Raw genomic sequence first — 19,123 nt, forward strand, 5'->3', positions numbered from 1 at the left:
TTTTTGCGTTTTCTTGCGTTTTTTTTCGTTTTGTTGCGCATTTTTTTTGGAGAGTTTTGCACCTTAGAGAGCAGGTCCCTTTCCTGCCATACAGCCAGGGCTGCCAACGCAGCGCGGGAGGAGTTTTGAAAACCAAATTTATCTTTGTGACAGGCGGCGTGTTGTCCTCACTGGGCAAGGGGCTTGCTGCGGCTTCCCTCGGGGCCCTGCTCAAGGCCCGCAACATTTCGGTCACCATCCAGAAGCTGGATCCATATATCAATGTGGACCCGGGCACCATGAACCCCTTCCAGCACGGCGAGGTCTTCGTGACCGACGACGGCGCAGAAACCGATCTCGACCTCGGTCACTACGAGCGCTATCTCAACATTTCCCTGTCCCACAAGAACAACACCACCTCGGGCGCCATCTACAACAACGTCATCGCCAAGGAGCGCAGGGGCGACTATCTCGGCGGCACAGTGCAGGTCATCCCCCACATCACGGACGAGATCAAGCGCTTTGTGCTGGCCCTTGGCGAGGGTGAGGACGCGCCGGACGTTGCCATCATCGAGATCGGCGGCACTGTGGGCGACATCGAGGGTCTGCCCTTCCTTGAGGCCATACGTCAGCTGCGCTCCGATCTTGGCAGGGACAATTGCCTCAACATCCATCTGACACTTGTGCCCTATCTGCGCGCAGCAGGGGAGTTCAAGACCAAACCCACCCAGCACAGTGTAAAGGAGCTTCTCTCCATCGGCATCCAGCCGGACATCATACTCTGCCGCTGCGAGCAGGTCATGCCCGAGGATCTGCGCAAGAAGATCGCACTCTTCTGCAACGTGGATCCGGACGCTGTCTTCTGTTCCATTGACGTTGGCAACATCTACGAACTGCCCCTGTCCTTCTTCGAGGAGGGCTTTGACCAGAAGGTGGCCATCATGATGCGCCTGCCTGCCAGGAACGCCCATCTCGAGCCCTGGCGGGAGATGGTCTACAACTTTGCCCACCCCAAGGGCGAGGTGACCATTGCCATTGTGGGCAAGTACGTGGATCTGAAGGAGGCCTACAAGAGCCTGCACGAGGCTCTCATGCACGGTGGCGTTGCCAACCGCGTGGCAGTGAACCTGCGCTACGTGAACAGCGAGCAGATCGACGAGAAATCTGCAGCCACCCTGCTTGCAGGCGTGGACGGCATTCTTGTGCCCGGCGGCTTCGGCTACCGCGGCGTGGAAGGCAAGGTGAACGCCATCCGCTATGCGAGAGAGAACAAGATTCCCTTCTTTGGCATCTGCCTTGGCATGCAGTGCGCAGTCATTGAGTTCGCCCGCCACGTGGCAGGCCTTGAGGACGCCAACAGCGAGGAATTCAACAAGAACAGCGCCAACAAGGTCATCTATCTCATGACCGAATGGTACGATGTGCACACCAAGAACGTGGAGCGCCGCAACGAGACAAGCGACAAGGGCGGCACCATGCGCCTTGGCGCCTACCCCTGCAAGATCGCTCCCGACACCAGGGCTGCGGAAGCCTACGGTACGGACCTTGTGCACGAGCGTCACCGCCACCGCTACGAGTTCAACAACGCCTTCAAGGATGTCCTGGCGGAAAAGGGTCTTGTCTACAGCGGTGTTTCCCCGGACGACAGTCTGGTGGAAATCGTGGAGTTGAAGGATCATCCCTGGTTCCTCGGCTGCCAGTTCCATCCCGAGTTCAAGTCCAGGCCCATGCAGCCCCATCCGCTCTTCAGGGACTTTATCCGCGCTGCAGTGGAGCAGAAGGCCAGGGGCTAGGCCACAAGCGTTTTTTTGCCTGTGCCAGGATCCTGCCGGGTCCTGGCACAAACGGCATTTTGGAGACAAGTGATGTCGGATCGTTTTTTTGGCACTGACGGCCTTCGCGGCCGTGCGAACACCTGGCCCATGACCGTGGACGTGGCCCTGCGCCTGGGGCTTGCCGCAGGCATGTTCTTCAAGCGAAAGGGCGACTGCCAGCACAAGGTGGTTATAGGCAAGGACACGAGGCTTTCCGGCTACATGTTCGAATCCGCCCTCACTGCCGGCCTGTGCGCAGCCGGCATGAAGGTCATCATGACAGGCCCTTTGCCGACCCCGGCCATCTCCTTTCTGACCAGGAGCATGCGCGCGGATTTCGGCGTGGTCATTTCCGCGTCCCACAATCCGTACATGGACAACGGTATAAAGTTCTTTGACGAGGAGGGCTTCAAGCTGCCCGACGATCAGGAGGACGCCATCTCCGCCATGGTCCTGGACGCGGACTACCGCTGGCCCTATCCGCCTTCCGACAGGGTGGGCAGGGCCTCCAAGATTGAGGACGCTGGCGGCCGCTACATTGTCTACACGAAAAGCTGCTTCCCTGCAGGCATGACGCTGAGCGGCCTGCGCATCGTGGTGGACTGCGCAAACGGTGCAAGCTACAAGGTGGCTCCCCTGGCCCTTGAGGAACTCGGAGCCGAGGTTGTGCGCGTAGGCACATCTCCCAACGGCCTCAACATCAACGATCACGTGGGTGCCCTGCATCCCGAGACCATGGCAGCCAAGGTAAAGGAAGTGCGCGCGGACGTGGGCATTGCCCTGGACGGCGACGCAGACCGCCTCATCATGGCAGACGAGCACGGCACCATCCTCGATGGCGACCAGCTCATGGCCATGTGCGCAAAGGACCTTCTGGACAGGGGCGAGCTGCCAGGCAATGCCATAGTGGCAACTGCCATGAGCAATCTGGCCCTCGAGGTCTTCATGCAGGAAAATGGCGGAAAGCTCCTCCGTAGCAAGGTGGGCGACCGCTACGTCATGGAGATGATGCGCAGGGAAGGGGTTATGTTCGGCGGCGAGCAGTCCGGACACCTTATTTTCCGCAAATTCTCCACCACTGGCGACGGCCTTCTGGCAGCGTTGCAGATACTGCGCATCCTGCGCGAGAAGGACAAGCCGCTTTCGGAGATCGGCGGACTTCTTAAGCTCTTCCCCCAGAAGCTCCTCAACGTGCGCGTGGAGCAGAAGGTGCCCTTCGAGCAAAAGCCGGTCATTGGCGAGACTGTCGCAAAGATCGAGCAGGCTCTCGGCAATCGCGGCAGGGTTGTTTTGCGCTACTCCGGAACCGAGGCCTTGTGCCGCATCATGGTGGAGGCCGAGGATCCGGAAAAGGTCGAGCTCTACACGAAGGAACTGGCGGACGTGGTGCGCCGCGAACTGGGCTAACGCCATCCTTTGCTTGGAAAGATAATGAAGAGGGGACTCCCTTTGTTGGGGGAGCCCCTTTTGTTTTGGGTGCGCAAAGAGGAACAGGCGCTTGGGCGGCGTTTGCCGCTCTGACAGGTACGGGCGCAGAATTTGATGTCAGTGAAAGGAAAGCCTATGGTCTCGGGATGTCGAGCCATGCATTCCTGCGATCCCTGCGTCATAGGGTGGCAAGAAGCCGCTTTGCACAAAGGGGCGCGCAAGGTCATGCAACAAGGTTCAGCCATGCTTTTGGCGTATGCTATGCCATAAAATATAAGTATTTGCTATTTTTGAGTCGCCTGCGCTAGGTTGAGGGTGCAAACCATCAATGGGCCAATCCCAAGGCCCCCAAAAGGATAGGGGACTCTCATGAACATAGGAAAAAGACTCGGCGCACTGGCGCTGGCTCCTCTGCTTGGCTGCATGCTGGTTGTTGGTGGAGAAGCACAGGCTGCGGACGGAAATAGCACACAATCAGGAGGCAAAGCCATGGAACTGGAACAGCAGTGGGACAAGACCTTCCAAAAGAGCGACAAGGTGGACCATTCCAAGGTCACTTTCAAAAACCGCTACGGCATCACCCTGGTCGCGGACGTCTACGTTCCCCAAAACGCGCAAGGCAAGATGCCTGCCATAGCTGTCGCAGGCCCCTTTGGCGCAGTGAAGGAGCAGGCTGCAGGCCTCTATGCCCAGACCATGGCGGAACGCGGCTTTTTGACTCTTGCCTTTGATCCCTCCTTTGTGGGCGAGAGTGGGGGCGAGGTGCGCAACGTGGCCTCTCCCGACATCAACACGGGGGACTTTTGCGCTGCCGTGGACTACCTTGTGACAAGGCCCGACGTGGACGAGGAGCGCATAGGCATCATCGGCATCTGCGGCTTTGGCGGCATGGGCCTCAACGCTGCAGCCATGGACACTCGCATCAAGGCTACTGTGACCTCGACCATGTACGACATGACCCGCGTGACTGCCAACGGCTACTTTGATTCCATGGACGCCAACGCGCGCTACAAGCTGCGCGAACAGTTGTGCGAACAGCGCACGAAGGACGCAAGGAGCGGCAGCTACGCAGCAGGTGGCGGTCTTCCCGACAAGATCACGGGCGAAGAACCACAGTTCGTGAAGGACTACTACGACTACTACAAGACAGAGCGCGGCTACCATCCCCGTTGCCTGAACAGCGCCCAGGGCTGGAACGCTACCTCTGCACTCTCCTTCATGACCATGCCCATCCTGGCCTATGCAGGCGAGATCAGAAACGCTGTCCTTGTCATGCACGGCGAAAAGGCCCATTCCCGCTACTTCAGTGAGACGGCCTTCAAGCTGCTCAAGGGCGACAACAAGGAGCTGCTCATCATCCCCGGAGCGTCGCATACGGATCTCTACGATCAGATGGACGTCATTCCCTGGGACAAGATGGAGAGCTTCTTCAGGGCCAATCTGAAGTAGGGATTTGCAAGGATATTGAACGCCACAGCGATTGCTGTGGAAGAGAGCCCGGTGTTTGGGAAAAAGCCGGGCTCTCTCGTTGTCTGCGTACTGCTGTTCAGATATACGAACATTGCCAGAAAGAAATTTTGACGCGCTACAAGTCTGAAAAATAAAAACCTGAAAAAACAGGAAATATTAGCGTACTATATTTGATTTCAGCCTTTCCTCTTCCTAAACGCATACGGTGGCACAAAACTGCCAACAAGAAAAAATCCTGAAAAAGTATAAAATTGTCTCGATAAAAATCTTGAAAACGTGTGACAAGTGGCATACAAAAACCTTGAAAAGGTGTTGACTTGCGAGAAAAAAATCATGAATTCGTGTTGTCGGCATATTGCAATACACTGGAATTTCATGGTTTTTATGGGAGAGCAGGATGGAGCGAAAAATCTACCAGAGACTGAAGCAATGGAAGGAGGAGGGCGGGCGCACGGCTCTACTGATCGACGGTGCACGACGCGTGGGCAAGACCCATATTGCCCTTGAGTTTGCCAAGAGGGAGTACAAAACCTTCCTCTTCATCGACTTCAACAGGGCTGGCAGCGCAGTAAAAACCCTCTTCAACGAGGGCCTCGAAGACCTTGATACCTTTTTTGCCACACTGTCTGCTCTCTACAACGTCCGGCTTCACAGGCGGGAAAGCCTTGTCGTTTTCGATGAGGTACAGCTCTTTCCCCGCGCCCGCGCGGCAATCAAGTACCTTGTCGAGGACGGGCGCTTTGATTATTTGGAAACCGGTTCCTTCATGTCCATCAAGAGGAACGTACAGGACATTGTCATTCCCTCTGAAGAAGAGCACGTGAGGATGTTTCCCATGGACTTCGAGGAATTCCTCTGGGCTTTGGGATACGAGACACTCATGCCCTTCATACAGGAGTGCTTTGCGAACAAAAGGGCATTGGGGCAGGCCCTGCATCACAAGGCCATGGATCTCTTTCGCCAGTACATGATTGTAGGTGGCATGCCCCAGGTTGTGGACAATTTTGCAAGAAACAGGGACTTTGCCCTTGCAGACAGAGTAAAGCGTACCATTCTCGACCTCTACCGCGCGGACATTGCAAAACACGCTGTGGGGTACGAGACCAGAGTACGCAGTATTTTCGAGGAAATCCCCTCGCAGCTGCAAAAACACGAAAAAAAGTTTCGACTCTCTTCTCTCAAGAAGGAGGCGCGTTTTCGCGACTACAAGGATGCGCTTTTCTGGCTTGACGACGCCATGATCGTCAACACCTGTTACAATTCTACAGAGCCCAACGTTGGCCTGAATCTGGGGAGCGGGCGCACAACACTCAAGTGCTACATGGCGGACACAGGCCTTTTGCTCAGCCACGCCTTCGACGAGAAAGCCATCGTTTCCCAGGGGCTCTATCCGCAGCTCTTCGAAAGGCTCGAGATCAACAGGGGCATGCTGGTGGAAAACATTGTGGCCCAGATGCTCGCAGCATCAAACCACAAACTCTATTTCTACTCCAATTCCTCGCGGGAAGACGCGGCCTCGCGCATGGAAATCGATTTTCTCATTGCCAGCAGCACCCTGTCGTCACGACACAACATTTCGCCCATTGAGGTGAAGTCCGGCAAAAACTACACGCTCTCGTCGCTCAAAAAGTTCATGACAAAGTACGCCGGGATGGTGCGCATCCCCTATGTCGTTCACCCAAGGGACATGCGGGAAGAGGGCGGCATTGTTTTTTTGCCGTACTACATGGTGCCCTGCCTGTAGGTCAGGCAGACACAAGGCATGATGGCTCAGAGCCGTATGCGCCAGGCCCGTTTGCCGCACTCGGGGCAGTAGTGGTCCAGTTTGTTGATGCTGGCGATTTCGTCCGAGGAAACTACAAGGGCTATGAAGCCCAGGACCATGCACAGGCATACCTGCAGAAAAACGCCCCAGGAATCGAAGAAATAGGCCTTGCCCAGAAGGAGCAGGCCGAAGGCTATGGAAAAGGCCCAGAGCTTGGGACCTATATGGGCGTTGACGTGCTCAATGTAGCCGCAGTGCTGGCATTCTACTTTCATGAAAAATCTCGTGGAAAATTAGCACCTTGTGAAGGCGAAGAGAACAGTGTGCGTGACAGGGGATGGGTATCCCGGGGCGGCAAAATACGGAAGATGACAAAGGCCGTCAAGGAAGCTGCTTTTGATACGCTGCCTCGGCTTTTATGCCTGCTCGGCCTTTCTCCCATCGAAGGCGCTCAAGAAGAGGTAATCCTCCACACTCAGCTCCTCTGCCCTGGCGCTTGGGGCAATACCCCGCTCCTCAAGGCCCTCCAAAAGGATTGTCTGACCTGCCTTGCGCAATGTGCCCCCAAGCTGCTTGCGGCGCTGCCCAAAGCAGAGCTTTATCACTCTGGAAAGTTTTTTTGCCTGCATATCGTCCGGCCTTGTCGGCCTTGGCACAAAGGAGCACACGGCAGAGTCCACCTTCGGGGGAGGAGTGAAGGCGCCAGGCTTCACCACAAAGTCGTAGCTTGCCTGCCAGAAAGCCTGCACCCACACGGAAAGGGCGCCGTAGTCCCTGCAGCCGGGGCTTGCGCACAGCCTCTCCCCCACTTCCTTCTGGATCATGAAGACAGCGCGCTTCGTGGCCTTGGCCCTTGCCGCTATGTCCCAGATAAGCGGGGAGGCCACGTTGTAGGGGAGATTTCCGACGATCTTCCAGGGCCCTTCAAGCTCCTCCCAGCGGAAGGCCAGAGCGTCCATGCAAAGAACTTCCGTTCTTGCCTCTGCCTCTGTTTTGCGCACATTTGCCCAGTGGGTGTCCTTTTCGAGCAAGAGGAGCCTCGAGTGAGGCAGGGTCTCGAGCACCTTTGTAAGCGCGCCTGGCCCTGGACCAATCTCGAGCACAAGGTCCTCATCCTGCAGGTTGGCCAGCGCGGCTATCCTCTTGCAGATATCTGGGTTGCGCAAAAAGTGCTGCCCAAGGCTCTTCTTGGGAGCAGGGGAAGTGGCAGGAGTGCCCTGTCTTGTCGTGGTCTGCATGAAAGGTCCTTGGACCCCGGGACTGGGGCCCGGGGTGGCGTGAAATGAAGAGGCGTGATTTTGGGCTCCCTGTCAGGGTCTGTCGAAGCGCTCGAAGGTTATGACCATGCCGGCACGTCCCTGGGTTGCGCTGCGCAGCCTTGTGGAAAAGCCGAAGAGCTGGCGCAGGGGGGCAGTGCCGTGCACAATCTTCTGGCCTGCCTGATCCTCCATGTTGTCTATGCGACCGCCCACGGAGTTGAAGAGGGAGATGGCAGAGCCAAGCTCGCTTTCCGGAAGGCTCATGGTCACGCGCATGATGGGTTCCAGTGTCACAGGACCTGCCTTGGAGAGAGCCTCCTTCAAGGCCTGCACAGCTGCCATGTGGCAGCCAGGCACGGTGGTTACACCATCGCGCCGTTCTATGCCCGTTATGACAACCTTGGTGTCCACCACGGGGTAGCCTGTGAGATCACCGCTTTGCAGACAGTCCCTGGCACCTTCCAGGGCTGCCTCCACAAACTGCGTCTGTATGACCTTGATGGCAGCCTGTTTGTCCTTTGGCAGAAAATCGCCGGTCTCAACCACATTGCCCTGGCCGCGGGGAAGTGGGCTTACGGCAAGCTCCACGTTGCCGTAGTGCGGAACCTTGCCAAGCTCGCGGTCAAAGCAGGCTTGGGCTGCGGCCTCCTTCGTGATGGTCTCGCGCAAGATGACCTGGGGGGCACCCACGCGCGGGGAGATGTTGTACTCGCGCTGCATGCGCTCGAGGATGACGTCAAGGTGCAGCTCGCCCATGCCCGAGATGGTGCGCAGGCCGGACTCCTCGTCCATGCGGCTCACAAGCGTGGGATCCTCCTCGCAGTAGCGGGAAAGGGCCTCGTCAAGGACCTTGCCCTCGTCCGCATTCCTGGGTTCGAGGGCCAGGGTGATGACGGGTGTCAGGCTCTCAATGGCCTCAAGGCGCACGTCAACGCCCTTGGCGTAGGTCGAGCCAGTGTGCGCGCTGCGCAGGCCCACCACAGCCACGATATCGCCTACACAGGCTTTCTCCAGCTGTTCCTGGTGATCCGCGTGCAGTCTGAAGATGCGGTTTACGCGATCGTCCTTCTTCTCGCCAGTGTTGGTGAGAACATCCCCTTCTGCAAAGGATCCCTGGTAGACACGCAAAAAGGCAGTCTTGCGGCCGCCGTCCATGACCACCTTGAAGACCAGGGCAACCAGGGGCTTTGCGCCGTCAGGCACTATGCGGACAGGCTCGTCCCTGGTGGAAAAGCCTTCAATTTCTGGCATGTCGCAAGGGGAGGGGAGGAAGTCGCAGATGGCGTCGACAAGGGGCTGGACGCCGGTGTTTTTGAGTGCAGAGCCGGCAAGGACAGGAGTGATGGTCCTTGCAAGCGTGGCCCTTCTCAAGGCTGCGCGGATGAGGGCCTCGTCCACGCTTCCTGCAAGATAGGCCTCGAGAAGCTCCTCGTCCTGGTCGGCCACGAGATTGAGCATATTGTCCCGGGCTTCCTCGGCCTTTGCTTCCATGTCTTTGGAAAGCGTGTGCTCTTGTATGGTGCGGCCCTCGTCCTCTGGGCTGAAGGTGAGGTACTTCATGGAAATAAGGTCTATGACACCCTCAAAGCTGTCGCCAGCGCCCCAGGGAAGAACGATGGGCACGGGATTTGCCCCAAGGCGCGTCTTCATGGCCTCGAGGCAGGCCTCGAAATTGGCGCCCGGCCTGTCCATCTTGTTCACAAAGGCGATCTTCGGCACTCCGAACTGCTCGGACTGGCGCCACACGGTTTCGGACTGGGGCTCCACGCCGGACACAGCGCAAAAGACGCCCACAGCCCCGTCCAGCACCCTAAGGCAGCGCTCCACCTCGATGGTAAAGTCCACATGCCCTGGCGTGTCGATGAGGTTTATCTGGTGCTCCTTCCACAGGCAGGTGGTGCAGGCAGAGGAAATGGTGATGCCCCGTTCCTGCTCCTCGGGCATGAAGTCCATGGTGGCCGTGCCGTCGTGCACCTCGCCCATGCGGTGGATCTTGCGGGTGTAGAAGAGAATGCGCTCCGTGAGCGTGGTCTTGCCCGCGTCAATGTGCGCTATGATGCCTATGTTGCGAAGTTTGCGAAGGTCCATGTCAGCTTCCCGTTGTGCCTTTTGTCGTCCTTCAGGGGCGTCCATCAAGGTCTTTTTCATGCCTGCCTTGTGGCGTGCAGGCTATTCCCCGTCGCTTGTGCCAAAGCCCACCCTGTGGGCCAGAAAGAAGCTTCTGCCAAGGCCGTGGTGCAGCCAGAAGCCTTCGCAGCCGGGTGCCAGGGCCAATGGCGCCATGCCCAGCGAGAAGGGCGTATGGGTCTTGGCAAGGCAGTGGTTTTGCACAGCCTCCCCGGAGGCGTAGAGCACGTCCGGGGCTGCCGGGGCCGGGCTGTGCAGCGCGCGCTGTACGCAGTCCTCGCCCTGGGCAAAGGTCAAAACGTCGAGGTCAAAGAGCTCGGGCCTTGGTATGGTCAGGACAGGTGCCCTGCGTTCCTCGAAGCAGGGGATGTGCAGGGAGCGGGCCTGCCTGCGCAAGATGTCGAGCTCGCCTGTGTGCAAAAGGACCAGGCGGCCGGGCCCTGGCTGGGTCTCTTCGAGCAGGGCAGAGAGCTCTGCTGCGCTGAGGCTGAAGACATCGTCGATGCCTGCGAGATCCAGGGTGGCAAGGCAGGAGGCTGTGGGCTCCCCGTCCACGCACACGCAGGCTATGGCCGAGACGCCGCTTATGATGGCAGGCATGAGGGCGGCCAGCACGCGGGCTGCAGCAACGTAGCGGGGTGTTACCGCGACAATGGCCCAGGGTGCAGGGAAGACCGTGCGTGATCTCCAAAAGCCCGACATGTGGTCCGAACGGTATTCGTGGATGATCTCACGCGTGGAGTCGTCGTAGCGAAAGTACATGGCCATGGCCGTCTTGAGTGCAGCCCTGGCAGCTGGCCCTGCGTTTTCGTAGGCAGCGGCTGTGAGAGCGTCGTCAATGCGATGCTGCTCGACCCATGAAGGCCAGGAAACGGAAATCTGTGTTTGCTGCGGCATGACCACCTCGAAAATATTGTTTTTTTGGGAATGTTCCGGGCCTCTTCCATGACGGGCAGGGAGCTTGCGCCCCCTGCCCCGAATTTGCGTTACTTGCCTGTTTGCGCAGTGTCGGCTGCACCCTTTGTCTGCGCTTTTGCATCGGTCTGGGTGTCGCCGCCCTGCGAGTATTTGGTGTCCTGGCCCACAGGGGCTGTGGGAATGAGCGTCATGGGCCAGCCCTCGGGCATTGTGCGCTTGCACTCCTCGTAGCGAGCGTTCAGGGTACGCGTCAGATCCATGGCCGTACCGTACTCGTGGGTCAGGTTGCGCACTGCAAAGACAGCCCAGGGCAGATCCTCGCAGCGCTCCATGGCCTTTGGTGCCAGAAGCTTCAGAAGCTTTGTGCGCCTGTCCCCGTCGCGGATAACGCCAATGGCAGTGACCAGAACGTCCAGGCGGCCGGCATCAATGGCCTGACCAGCCACGGCAGCGATCTTCTCGTCCTTGGCGTAGGCCGGGCTGAAGCCCCGGCCAGCCGAGATGAGCTCTTCCTTGAACTTGCGGCCTTCCTCGTCCGCGTCCAGGTCAAAGTGGGCCTTCGAGGCGTAGTCGAAGAGCTCCGCGTTGATGGGCAGGGGCGGGGGCGCTGTCACCTTGCGGTAGAGCCAGCCTGCTCCGGTCAGAAGAAGGATGACAGCGCAGAAGATGAGGGGCACCTTCCAGCCTGTAGCCTTTTGCCTGCGCGTGGATGGTGCCTTTTGAGGCGCCTGGGCTGCCTCGGACTTGTTCTGGGCCTGCGCTCTTTTCTGCCTGCGCGTGTAGCGTCGTTCAGCCATCTGCCACCCCTAGCCCTGGCTGTTGAGCCAGGAGCGCAAAAGCTCAAGCTGGGCCTGCACCGATTTTGGGCCAGTGCCTCCGGGCGTTTCCCTGCGGCGCACTGCTGCGTGGCAGTCGAGCACAGGGTAGATGTCTTCTCCGATGCGGGCATCCAGGGAGCGGAAGTCCTCGAGGGAAAGGTCTTCCAGACCCACGTTGCGCTGTTCGGCAAGGGCCACTGCGTGGCCTGTGATGTGATGGGCCTCGCGGAAGGGCACGCCCTTGCCCACAAGGTAGTCGGCCATTTCCGTGGCGTTCAGAAAGCCCCTGCGGCAGGCCTCTTCCATGCGCTCGGTATTGAAGCCAAGCTCGCCAAGCATGCCCTCCATGACGGAGAGGGAGGTCATGACCGTATGCGAGGCGTCCATGAAGCCTTCCTTGTCCTCCTGCAGATCCCTGTTGTAGGCAAGGGGCAGGCCCTTGACCACTGTGAGCAGGGCCATGAGAGCTCCGTCCACCCTGCCAGTCTTGCCGCGCATGAGTTCGGCAACGTCCGGGTTCTTCTTCTGGGGCATGATGGAGGAGCCTGTGGAATAGCCGTCGGACAGCTTCACGAAGCCGAAGTTGGGGTTGGCCCAGAGGATGATTTCCTCGCAAAAGCGCGAGAGGTGGGTCATGATGAGGGAGCCGTCGAAAAGGGCTTCGAGCACAAAGTCCCTGTCCGAGACAGCGTCCATGGAATTGGGGTAGATGCCGCCAAAGCCCACTTCCTTTGCCACAGAGGCAGGATCCAGGGGGTAGGTTGTGCCGGCAAGGGCTGCAGCACCAAGGGGCGAGATGCGCACGCGCTTCAACGTGTCTTCGATGCGCTCGTAGTCCCTCTTGAACATGAAGGCATAGGCAAGGAGGTGGTGCGCAAGGCTCACCGGCTGGGCTGGCTGCAGATGGGTGCAGCCAGGCAAGATGTGCTCAGCGTGATCCTCGGCCCTTGCCACAAAGCGCTTGCACAGGGCGAGCAGAAGGCGCTGCCATTCGGCGAGGGTGTCGCTCACGTAGAGCCTGTAGGTGAGGCCAACCTGATCGTTGCGGCTACGACCGGTGTGCAGGCGTTTGCCCACCTCGCCCACGAGTTGGGTGAGCCTGGCCTCGATGTTCATGTGCACGTCTTCGAGCTCGGGCTTCCAGGTGAACTCGCCCCTGGAGATCTCCTCTGCGACCATGTCGAGGCCCTTTTCAAGGGCAGCGCCGTCTTCAGGCGTGAGGACCCCCTGGCGGGCCAGCATGCGGGCATGGGCCTTGGAGGCTCTGATGTCCTGGAAGGCCAGGGCCCTGTCGTAGGATTCGGATTCGGTATAGGCAGCAACTGCTTCCTTGGGTCCCTCGCTAAAGCGACCACCCCAGCTTGCGTTGGTTTTCATGTGATGTGTGTCTCGCGCTGACATGGGGCAAGGCCCCTGTGCAGCCTGTTAGAGGTTAATGCAGAAAGCATTTTTTTCCTTCATACCTTTCACAAAGTCAAGGAGCGTGCCAGTTTCGGATCCGGTTTTGAGAAAAGCGCAGGGGACGGGGAAAAAACAAGGCCCGCTTGCCTTTGGAACGGGCGCGAAAAAAGGGCAGGAACAAATCCTGCCCCTTGTGGCCCAATGGCTTCGCCTATCGTGGAAGGAACGTGTTCAGTGCCTGTGCCTCTCGCAGGCCCTGCGCAGAGCGGGGATGATGTCGTTCAGTGCACCGTCGAGGCCTGTTGCGCGGTCGCGGATGTTGTCGGCAATACAGATTTCGCCAAGGTTTATGGTCACGTAGCTTGCCTTGGGCAGGCTTGCCACAAGGCGCATGAAGGGGGCCTTGATGAGCTGGTTGCGTGAGCCTATGCCAAGCTCCAGCACGCAAAGCCTTTTGTCGCGGACCCTGTCAAGGAAGGTGGAAAGGCGCTCGTTTCCGTCGCGATCAGGCAAAAAGTGTTCGTCTGTGGCCGCGTGGACCTGCATGGGGCCCTGGCAGACAGGGCATTTTGGGATGAGCTCCTCCCCGATGCGCCCGGACTCTTGCAGCGAGGCAAGCATGGCCCTGACAGTGTCTTCAGTTTTGTAGAGTGTCTCGTGGCAGGCCCTTGCGCACTGCATGAAAAGCCAGTTGCCCTCGATTTCGAAGATGCGCTCTTCCTCGAAGCCGCAGCGCGCGAAGTGCCCCTCGCCGTTGGAAGTCACAATGAAATGGTCCCTGCCGGCAAGCAGAGCCGCAAGGTCCCGCATGAGGGAAGTTGGCGTGTAGGCAAGACAGTAGTGCCCTATGAGTCTCGCCCAGAAGGACCACTTCTCTTCCTCTGTGGGCCAGTTGGCGCACATGCAGGCAAGGATGCTGTGCAGATGATACTTTTCGCGCACATCCCCGAAAAGTTCCTGGAAGGCCTTGTTGTCCGCGAAAAGATGCAGGCCTTCGCTGATGGAAAGACCGTTGCTTGCGCCCACGAGGATGGCGTCTGCCTCGCATATTCTTGCAGCAGCTTCAGCCAGCAACATGGTTTCCTCCTGCAGGAGACAGTTCCCTTGTATCCTGTTTACTCAGTTTGTGCGCGTCGGCCAAAACCCTGGCCAGATCCTCCACAATGACCATGCCCCTGTCCTCCAGTACCCTGGGCAGGAAGTTGTATTTGTTGTTCACGGCAATGTAGCGGGCGTTTGGCAGCCGCAGCGTCAGATACCAGAAGGGTTCCTGGATGAACATGGGCGTCAGGCGCCCCACGCCCAGTTCCAGGAAGAGGATTTTCTGATCCTTGTGGGCAAAAAGCCATTGGGAGACTTTCTCGTACTCTTCCTCGTACTTCGCGCCTGTGAGAAAGTTTCCGTAGCCGCGCACCCAGGGAAAGGCCTCCCTGCCGCAGTGGGGGCAGCGGGGGATGAGGTCTTCTGGCACAGAGGTTCCCTCGCCCATGGCTGTGATCATGTCCTCTACGGGTTTCAGGGCATCCCAGGTGGTGTCCGTGCAGCAGACAGAGCATTGGAAGAAGCGGTGATCCCCCTGGATTTCCGCGACCATGTTTTCCGGATAAAGCTTTAGGAATTGCGTGTCCTGATTGGTCGTGAGCACAAAGAAGTCCTTGTCACGAAGCAGGACATCGAGGTCCAGATAGGGCGAGCGCACAGGTGCCGTCTGGGTGGTGTACAGGAAGGTGGCAAGGTATCCCCAGAACTCCTTTCTGTCGTCCCAGCGACGCATGGTGCCGTCAAAGGCGCCCTTCAGATGGTACTTTTCCGCAAATTTGCCGAAATACTTTCGGAATGAGGCGTTGTCCTCGTAGTAGAAGTCCCCGCCTCCGGCTGCGGAAAGTCCCGAGGCGCCGCCAACAAGGACGCAGTCCGCCTCTTTGATTTCCCTCACAAGGTGCGCGATCTGTTCCGTATAGGGCAGGGCTGCCCTTGTGCTCAGCTCATAGGGTGTACCTCCGGCAGCGTAGACCTGATGGTAGCGGGTGTAGGCGCCCTGGGTTTCGATAACCAGATCTTCGTAGAAGCTCATGCATGCTCCTCCAATAGATGTAAATTTATTTTTAACAACCAGTGTGCAAGATGTAGGCTGAGTTTGCCTTCCTGTCAATAGGTTGTTAGAATAAAAATTACATCTAAGGAGAGGTCTATGAAGTATTCTACCAGACTGAGCGACGCTGCCCATGTTCTTGCCCTTGTGGCCATGAGTGCGGACGAACCCCTCACAAGCGACGCTATTGCCACAAGCATACGCACAAATCCGGCCTTTGTGCGCCAGCTCATGTCCGTCATGCGCAAGGCTGGCCTTGTCACTTCCGTCAGGGGACACCCCAGACCCTCGCTTGCACGTCCTGCCAGCGACATAAGCCTTTTCGACATCTACAGGGCCGTGGAAGGGGACAAGCCCCTGCTGCATCAGGACACACACACGAATCCCGAGTGCGGGGTGGGGGTCAACATCCAGTATGTCCTGCGTGAATGTTACGACACAGTGCAGGAGCAGGCGGAAGAGGCCATGCGGGCAATAAGCCTGCAGGACATTCTCGATCGCTACCATGTAAGGATCTCGCAAGAAAAGCCGCAAGGGGACTTGTGAGTACAGGCACGCTCTCTGGAGCAGTGACCGAAACTTGTGGGGTGTTCCTGCTCATGCTTTTGCGCAGGATTTCCTGCGCTTCCATTTTGTATTAATTTTTAGTTCATGCAACGCTAACCATTTTTCCAGTTCCCGCAAGCGTCATTTTGCAGTAGATGTGTGACAAGACTTACAAAAGGCATGCCTCGCACAGGCCTGCGAGCCTGGCAAAAGCCTGCAGTGACATTGTTCACGCAGAAGACAAGGCTGGCCCAAGGAGAAGATCATGGGTTATCTCGGTGAAAATATTGGCAAGCTCGGCTTTGGTCTCATGCGCCTTCCTACCCTTCAGGGCGGCGCCATCGACGTCGAACAGGTGAAGGAAATGGTCGACATGTTCCTTGCCGCGGGCTTCACCTATTTCGATACGGCCTGGGCCTATCCCGGCAGCGAGGACGCCATCCGCAAGGCTCTTGTCGAGCGCCATCCCCGCCAAAGCTTCCAGCTCGCTACCAAGAACGCTGCCTGGATCAACTGCAAGACCAGGGAAGAGGCCATTGCCCAGTTCGAGACCTCCCTGCGCCAGACAGGGGCAGGCTATTTCGACTTCTACCTTCTGCACAACGTGGGCGAGGGCCGCACGCACTTTTTCGAGGACTACGACATGTGGTCCTTTGTACAGAAGAAGAAGGAGCAGGGGCTCGTCAAACACATCGGCTTCTCCTTCTACTCCACCCCCGAGGAGCTGGAAGCAGTGCTCACAGCCCATCCCGAGGCAGAATTTGTGCAGCTGCAGATAAACTACGCGGACTGGGATTACCCTGCTGTCCAGTCTCGCCGCTGCTACGAGGTCGCAAGAAAGCACGGCAAGCCCGTCACCATCATGGAACCCGTGAAGGGCGGCCTTCTTGCCAATCCGCCAAAGCCCGTGCTCGATGTCCTGCAGGCAGCCGAGCCCCAAAGCTCTGCTGCCTCCTGGGCCCTGCGCTTTGCTGCCAATCTGGAAGGCGTCATCACTGTGCTCTCCGGCATGAGCAATATTGAACAGATGAAGGACAACCTTGCCACCATGCAGCACTTTGCGGGCCTCTCGGAGGGACAGCTCGCGACCCTGAAGAAGGCCCAGGAAGAGCTTGCGAAGATTCCGCTCATCCCCTGTACCACCTGCAACTACTGCGCCAAGGTCTGTCCCAATGACATCGGCATCTCCGGCTCCTTCACGGCCATGAACTATCTCACCCTCTACAAGGATCTGGCGGCTGCCCGCCACTGGGAGAGCTGGCTTGTGGAAGGTCACGACAGAAAACCTGCCTCCGAGTGTCTCAAGTGCGGCGCGTGCGAAGATGCCTGTCCCCAGCACATCGCCATTCGCGACGAGCTCGACAGGGTCGCGCAGGCCCTCAAGGGCTAGCCCTTTGCGACATCAGTTTCACTGGCTGCCGCAGCTGCCCTGCCTGCAAGTTCAGGGGCAGCAGGATCTTTGGCACCTGTCAGTTCGCGGACTGCAAAAAGTATGTGGCATCCTCTTCGACGAGGCTCACAAGGCCAGACACAGGGACGAGCAGTTCCCGAAGGATCTGCACATGGCCTATGAGGCAGGTGTCAGGATGGCGCAGAGTTTGAGCCAAGAACAATAATCTTCAGGATGCGGGGGAGCCCAAAGGGCTCCCCCTTGCCATTTTGGGGCAGGCCCTACTCAAGAGGTCGAAGCGAATGTGGGGCGAAGAAAGTCAGTGGGACAGAACGTTTCGGCCCCATTCTTGCAAGGGTGCAAAAAAAGAAGAGTCTGTTCCCAAAAAAGACAGGAATATTCGTGCTTTCAATGGCTTTGCCAGGGAGAATGCTTGCGCCAAAATGCAAGAGAAAACTTGCACAATCTTCCGGATTATGGCAGTGTCGAAACAATCTTGGACATTGTGAACAAAAAATTTCTTCGGGAGAGTGCATGCTCGCTTGCGATCCCCTCTTGAACGCACAATCCCGCGGAAACCATGTTCTTTTGGCAGGATAGACTTCTTTTTTCGCGAGGTTGTGTCTCAAGTTATGGCCTTTGAACTTCGTCAGCAGCTCAAATTGCAGCAAAAGCTCATGATGACCCAGCAGCTGCAACAGGCAATACGGCTTTTGCAGCTCTCCAGACTGGAACTTGTAGAGACTGTCCATCAGGAACTTCTGGAAAATCCCTACCTTGAGGAAAAGCTCCCGGAACGCGTCGAGGAGGCGCCTTCGAGCGAGGACATTCGCGAGGGAGACAGGAAGGACGCTGTCTACGAGGACGAATCCTCCCGCAATGCGGACTGGGAAGACTATCTGGGAGATTTTGCCAGCGCCCCGAAGGACTATCAGCAGCGCGAGATTCAGGAAGAGGAGGAGAACACCTCTCCCGTGCAGCGCTACGCCGAGAAAACAACCCTTGAGGGGCATCTGCTCTGGCAGCTGCATCTTTCCAGTCTGACGGACGAGGAAGTGGCCATAGGCGAGCTCATCATTGGCAACCTCTCTTCCTCCGGCTATCTCACGGAATCTATCGAGGGTATTGCCGAGATGGCTGGCACGGATACGCAAACAGCACTCACCGTTCTGAAGCGCATCCAGACCTTCGATCCCGTGGGTGTGGCAGCCCGCGATGCCAAGGAATGCCTTTTGGCACAGATTTACGACCGTGGTCTGGACAAGGATCCCGTCCTTGTGGGTATTGTGTCCGAGTATCTGGAAGATTTCGAGGCCAAGCGCTTCAAGCCTGTCATGCGTCGCTTCAGGCTCGACGAGGAGGATCTCAAGGAATACCTTCTCATGATCCAGAGTCTGGATCCCATGCCCGGAGCCAGCTTCGGCAGCAGCGAGCCGACCTACATCAGCCCCGATGTCTACGTGCGCAAGGTAGGCGAGGATTTTGTGATTGTCCTGAACGACGACAATCTGCCCCAGCTCACCCTGTCCGAGACCTTCGAAACGAGCATACAGGGAACGCCCGAGGAAAAGAATTTCTGCGCCGAGAAGAAGAGGGCAGCCAACTGGCTCATACGCAGTCTGGAACAGCGCAACAGGACATTGTACAAGGTCATGGAAAGCATAGTCCAGCATCAGCGCGAATTTTTCGAAACAGGCCCCACTGCGCTCAAGCCGCTCATCCTGCGCGAAATAGCCGAGGACATCGGCATGCACGAATCCACGGTAAGTCGCATCACGAGCAACAAGTACGTTGCCACCCCTCACGGCCTTTTCGAACTCAAGTATTTCTTCAATTCCGGAGTCTCCAGGAGCGACGGCAGCCAGCTGGCCTCGGAAAGCGTCAAGAATATGATAAAGAAGCTCATAGCCGAGGAAGACAAGTCTTCTCCCCTGCCGGACGAGAATATTGCCGAAATCCTGTACAGAGAGCTGGGGGTCAAGATTTCCCGCAGGACCGTAGCGAAATACAGATCCGTCATGGATATTCCCACATCGTCCAGGAGAAAGAAGTCGATCCTCTGATCCGCAGGGAATGAAAATGCATGGGGGCGCGGCCTTTGCCGCGCCCCCATGCA

Annotated in this window: 17 protein-coding genes; 7 read left to right on the top strand and 10 right to left on the bottom strand. The window is 57.8% G+C overall.

Going from position 1 to position 19,123, the window contains the following annotated elements:
- Positions 1 to 125 precede the first annotated feature (125 nt).
- The 3 genes from B5F76_RS08590 (at position 126) to B5F76_RS08605 (ending at position 4,670) form a co-directional block, all read left to right on the top strand.
- Entirely contained in the window at positions 126 to 1,772 is a 1,647-nt protein-coding gene (locus B5F76_RS08590; RefSeq protein ID WP_087353321.1) for a CTP synthase, read from the top strand.
- Between the two features lie 72 nt (positions 1,773 to 1,844).
- Entirely contained in the window at positions 1,845 to 3,200 is a 1,356-nt protein-coding gene (glmM, locus tag B5F76_RS08595; protein ID WP_087353323.1) for a phosphoglucosamine mutase, read from the top strand.
- 390 nt (positions 3,201 to 3,590) lie between these two features.
- The gene (locus B5F76_RS08605) at positions 3,591 to 4,670 is read left to right on the top strand and encodes an alpha/beta hydrolase (protein WP_204218358.1); all 1,080 of its coding nucleotides are present in this window, start codon (positions 3,591 to 3,593) and stop codon (positions 4,668 to 4,670) included.
- 136 nt (positions 4,671 to 4,806) lie between these two features.
- Here the strand turns inward: B5F76_RS08605 and B5F76_RS14885 are convergent, their stop codons facing one another.
- Positions 4,807 to 4,983: a hypothetical protein gene (locus B5F76_RS14885; protein ID WP_162608776.1), complete on the bottom strand. Its 177-nt coding sequence runs from the start codon at positions 4,981 to 4,983 to the stop codon at positions 4,807 to 4,809.
- Positions 4,984 to 5,088: 105 nt separating this feature from the next.
- Here B5F76_RS14885 and B5F76_RS08610 point away from each other — a divergent pair, with 105 nt between their 5' ends.
- Positions 5,089 to 6,435, top strand: coding sequence for an ATP-binding protein (locus tag B5F76_RS08610; RefSeq protein WP_087353327.1), 1,347 nt, complete (start codon positions 5,089 to 5,091; stop codon positions 6,433 to 6,435).
- 26 nt (positions 6,436 to 6,461) lie between these two features.
- Here the strand turns inward: B5F76_RS08610 and B5F76_RS08615 are convergent, their stop codons facing one another.
- The 8 genes from B5F76_RS08615 to B5F76_RS08650 form a co-directional block, all read right to left on the bottom strand.
- Entirely contained in the window at positions 6,462 to 6,731 is a 270-nt protein-coding gene (locus B5F76_RS08615) for a hypothetical protein (protein WP_087353329.1), read from the bottom strand.
- 141 nt (positions 6,732 to 6,872) lie between these two features.
- Entirely contained in the window at positions 6,873 to 7,694 is an 822-nt protein-coding gene (gene rsmA, locus B5F76_RS08620) for a 16S rRNA (adenine(1518)-N(6)/adenine(1519)-N(6))-dimethyltransferase RsmA (RefSeq protein WP_087353331.1), read from the bottom strand.
- Between the two features lie 72 nt (positions 7,695 to 7,766).
- Positions 7,767 to 9,803 carry an elongation factor G gene (gene fusA / locus B5F76_RS08625; RefSeq protein WP_239407003.1) on the bottom strand — a complete coding sequence of 679 codons (2,037 nt, stop codon included), beginning with the start codon at positions 9,801 to 9,803 and terminating at the stop codon, positions 7,767 to 7,769.
- Between the two features lie 81 nt (positions 9,804 to 9,884).
- A complete protein-coding gene (locus B5F76_RS08630; RefSeq protein ID WP_087353333.1) occupies positions 9,885 to 10,739 on the bottom strand; it encodes a histidinol dehydrogenase in 855 nt (284 codons plus the stop codon).
- Between the two features lie 89 nt (positions 10,740 to 10,828).
- A complete protein-coding gene (locus B5F76_RS08635; RefSeq protein ID WP_087353335.1) occupies positions 10,829 to 11,557 on the bottom strand; it encodes a hypothetical protein in 729 nt (242 codons plus the stop codon).
- 9 nt (positions 11,558 to 11,566) lie between these two features.
- Positions 11,567 to 12,955, bottom strand: a complete 1,389-nt coding sequence (argH, locus tag B5F76_RS08640; RefSeq protein ID WP_087353337.1) for an argininosuccinate lyase — start codon at positions 12,953 to 12,955, stop codon at positions 11,567 to 11,569.
- Positions 12,956 to 13,210: 255 nt separating this feature from the next.
- Positions 13,211 to 14,056, bottom strand: a complete 846-nt coding sequence (locus B5F76_RS08645; protein WP_087353339.1) for an NAD-dependent protein deacetylase, SIR2 family — start codon at positions 14,054 to 14,056, stop codon at positions 13,211 to 13,213.
- Positions 14,043 to 15,053 carry an NAD-dependent protein deacetylase gene (locus tag B5F76_RS08650; RefSeq protein WP_087353341.1) on the bottom strand — a complete coding sequence of 337 codons (1,011 nt, stop codon included), beginning with the start codon at positions 15,051 to 15,053 and terminating at the stop codon, positions 14,043 to 14,045. The genes B5F76_RS08645 and B5F76_RS08650 overlap by 14 nt, the downstream gene beginning before the upstream one ends.
- A gap of 117 nt (positions 15,054 to 15,170) precedes the next feature.
- Between B5F76_RS08650 and B5F76_RS08655 the strand changes: the two genes are divergently transcribed.
- Positions 15,171 to 15,617, top strand: a complete 447-nt coding sequence (locus tag B5F76_RS08655; protein WP_087353343.1) for an Rrf2 family transcriptional regulator — start codon at positions 15,171 to 15,173, stop codon at positions 15,615 to 15,617.
- 265 nt (positions 15,618 to 15,882) lie between these two features.
- Complete coding sequence (locus B5F76_RS08660; RefSeq protein ID WP_087353345.1) at positions 15,883 to 17,007, top strand: aldo/keto reductase; 1,125 nt, start codon at positions 15,883 to 15,885, stop codon at positions 17,005 to 17,007.
- A 79-nt stretch (positions 17,008 to 17,086) separates the two neighbouring features.
- Here the strand turns inward: B5F76_RS08660 and B5F76_RS14890 are convergent, their stop codons facing one another.
- Positions 17,087 to 17,224 carry a hypothetical protein gene (locus B5F76_RS14890; RefSeq protein ID WP_162608777.1) on the bottom strand — a complete coding sequence of 46 codons (138 nt, stop codon included), beginning with the start codon at positions 17,222 to 17,224 and terminating at the stop codon, positions 17,087 to 17,089.
- 415 nt (positions 17,225 to 17,639) lie between these two features.
- On the opposite strand from B5F76_RS14890, the gene rpoN reads away from it, so the two are divergent.
- The gene (gene rpoN, locus B5F76_RS08670) at positions 17,640 to 19,070 is read left to right on the top strand and encodes an RNA polymerase factor sigma-54 (protein WP_087353349.1); all 1,431 of its coding nucleotides are present in this window, start codon (positions 17,640 to 17,642) and stop codon (positions 19,068 to 19,070) included.
- Positions 19,071 to 19,123 lie beyond the last annotated feature (53 nt).

The organism is Desulfovibrio sp. An276, assembly GCF_002159665.1.
GTDB lineage: Bacteria > Desulfobacterota > Desulfovibrionia > Desulfovibrionales > Desulfovibrionaceae > Desulfovibrio > Desulfovibrio faecigallinarum.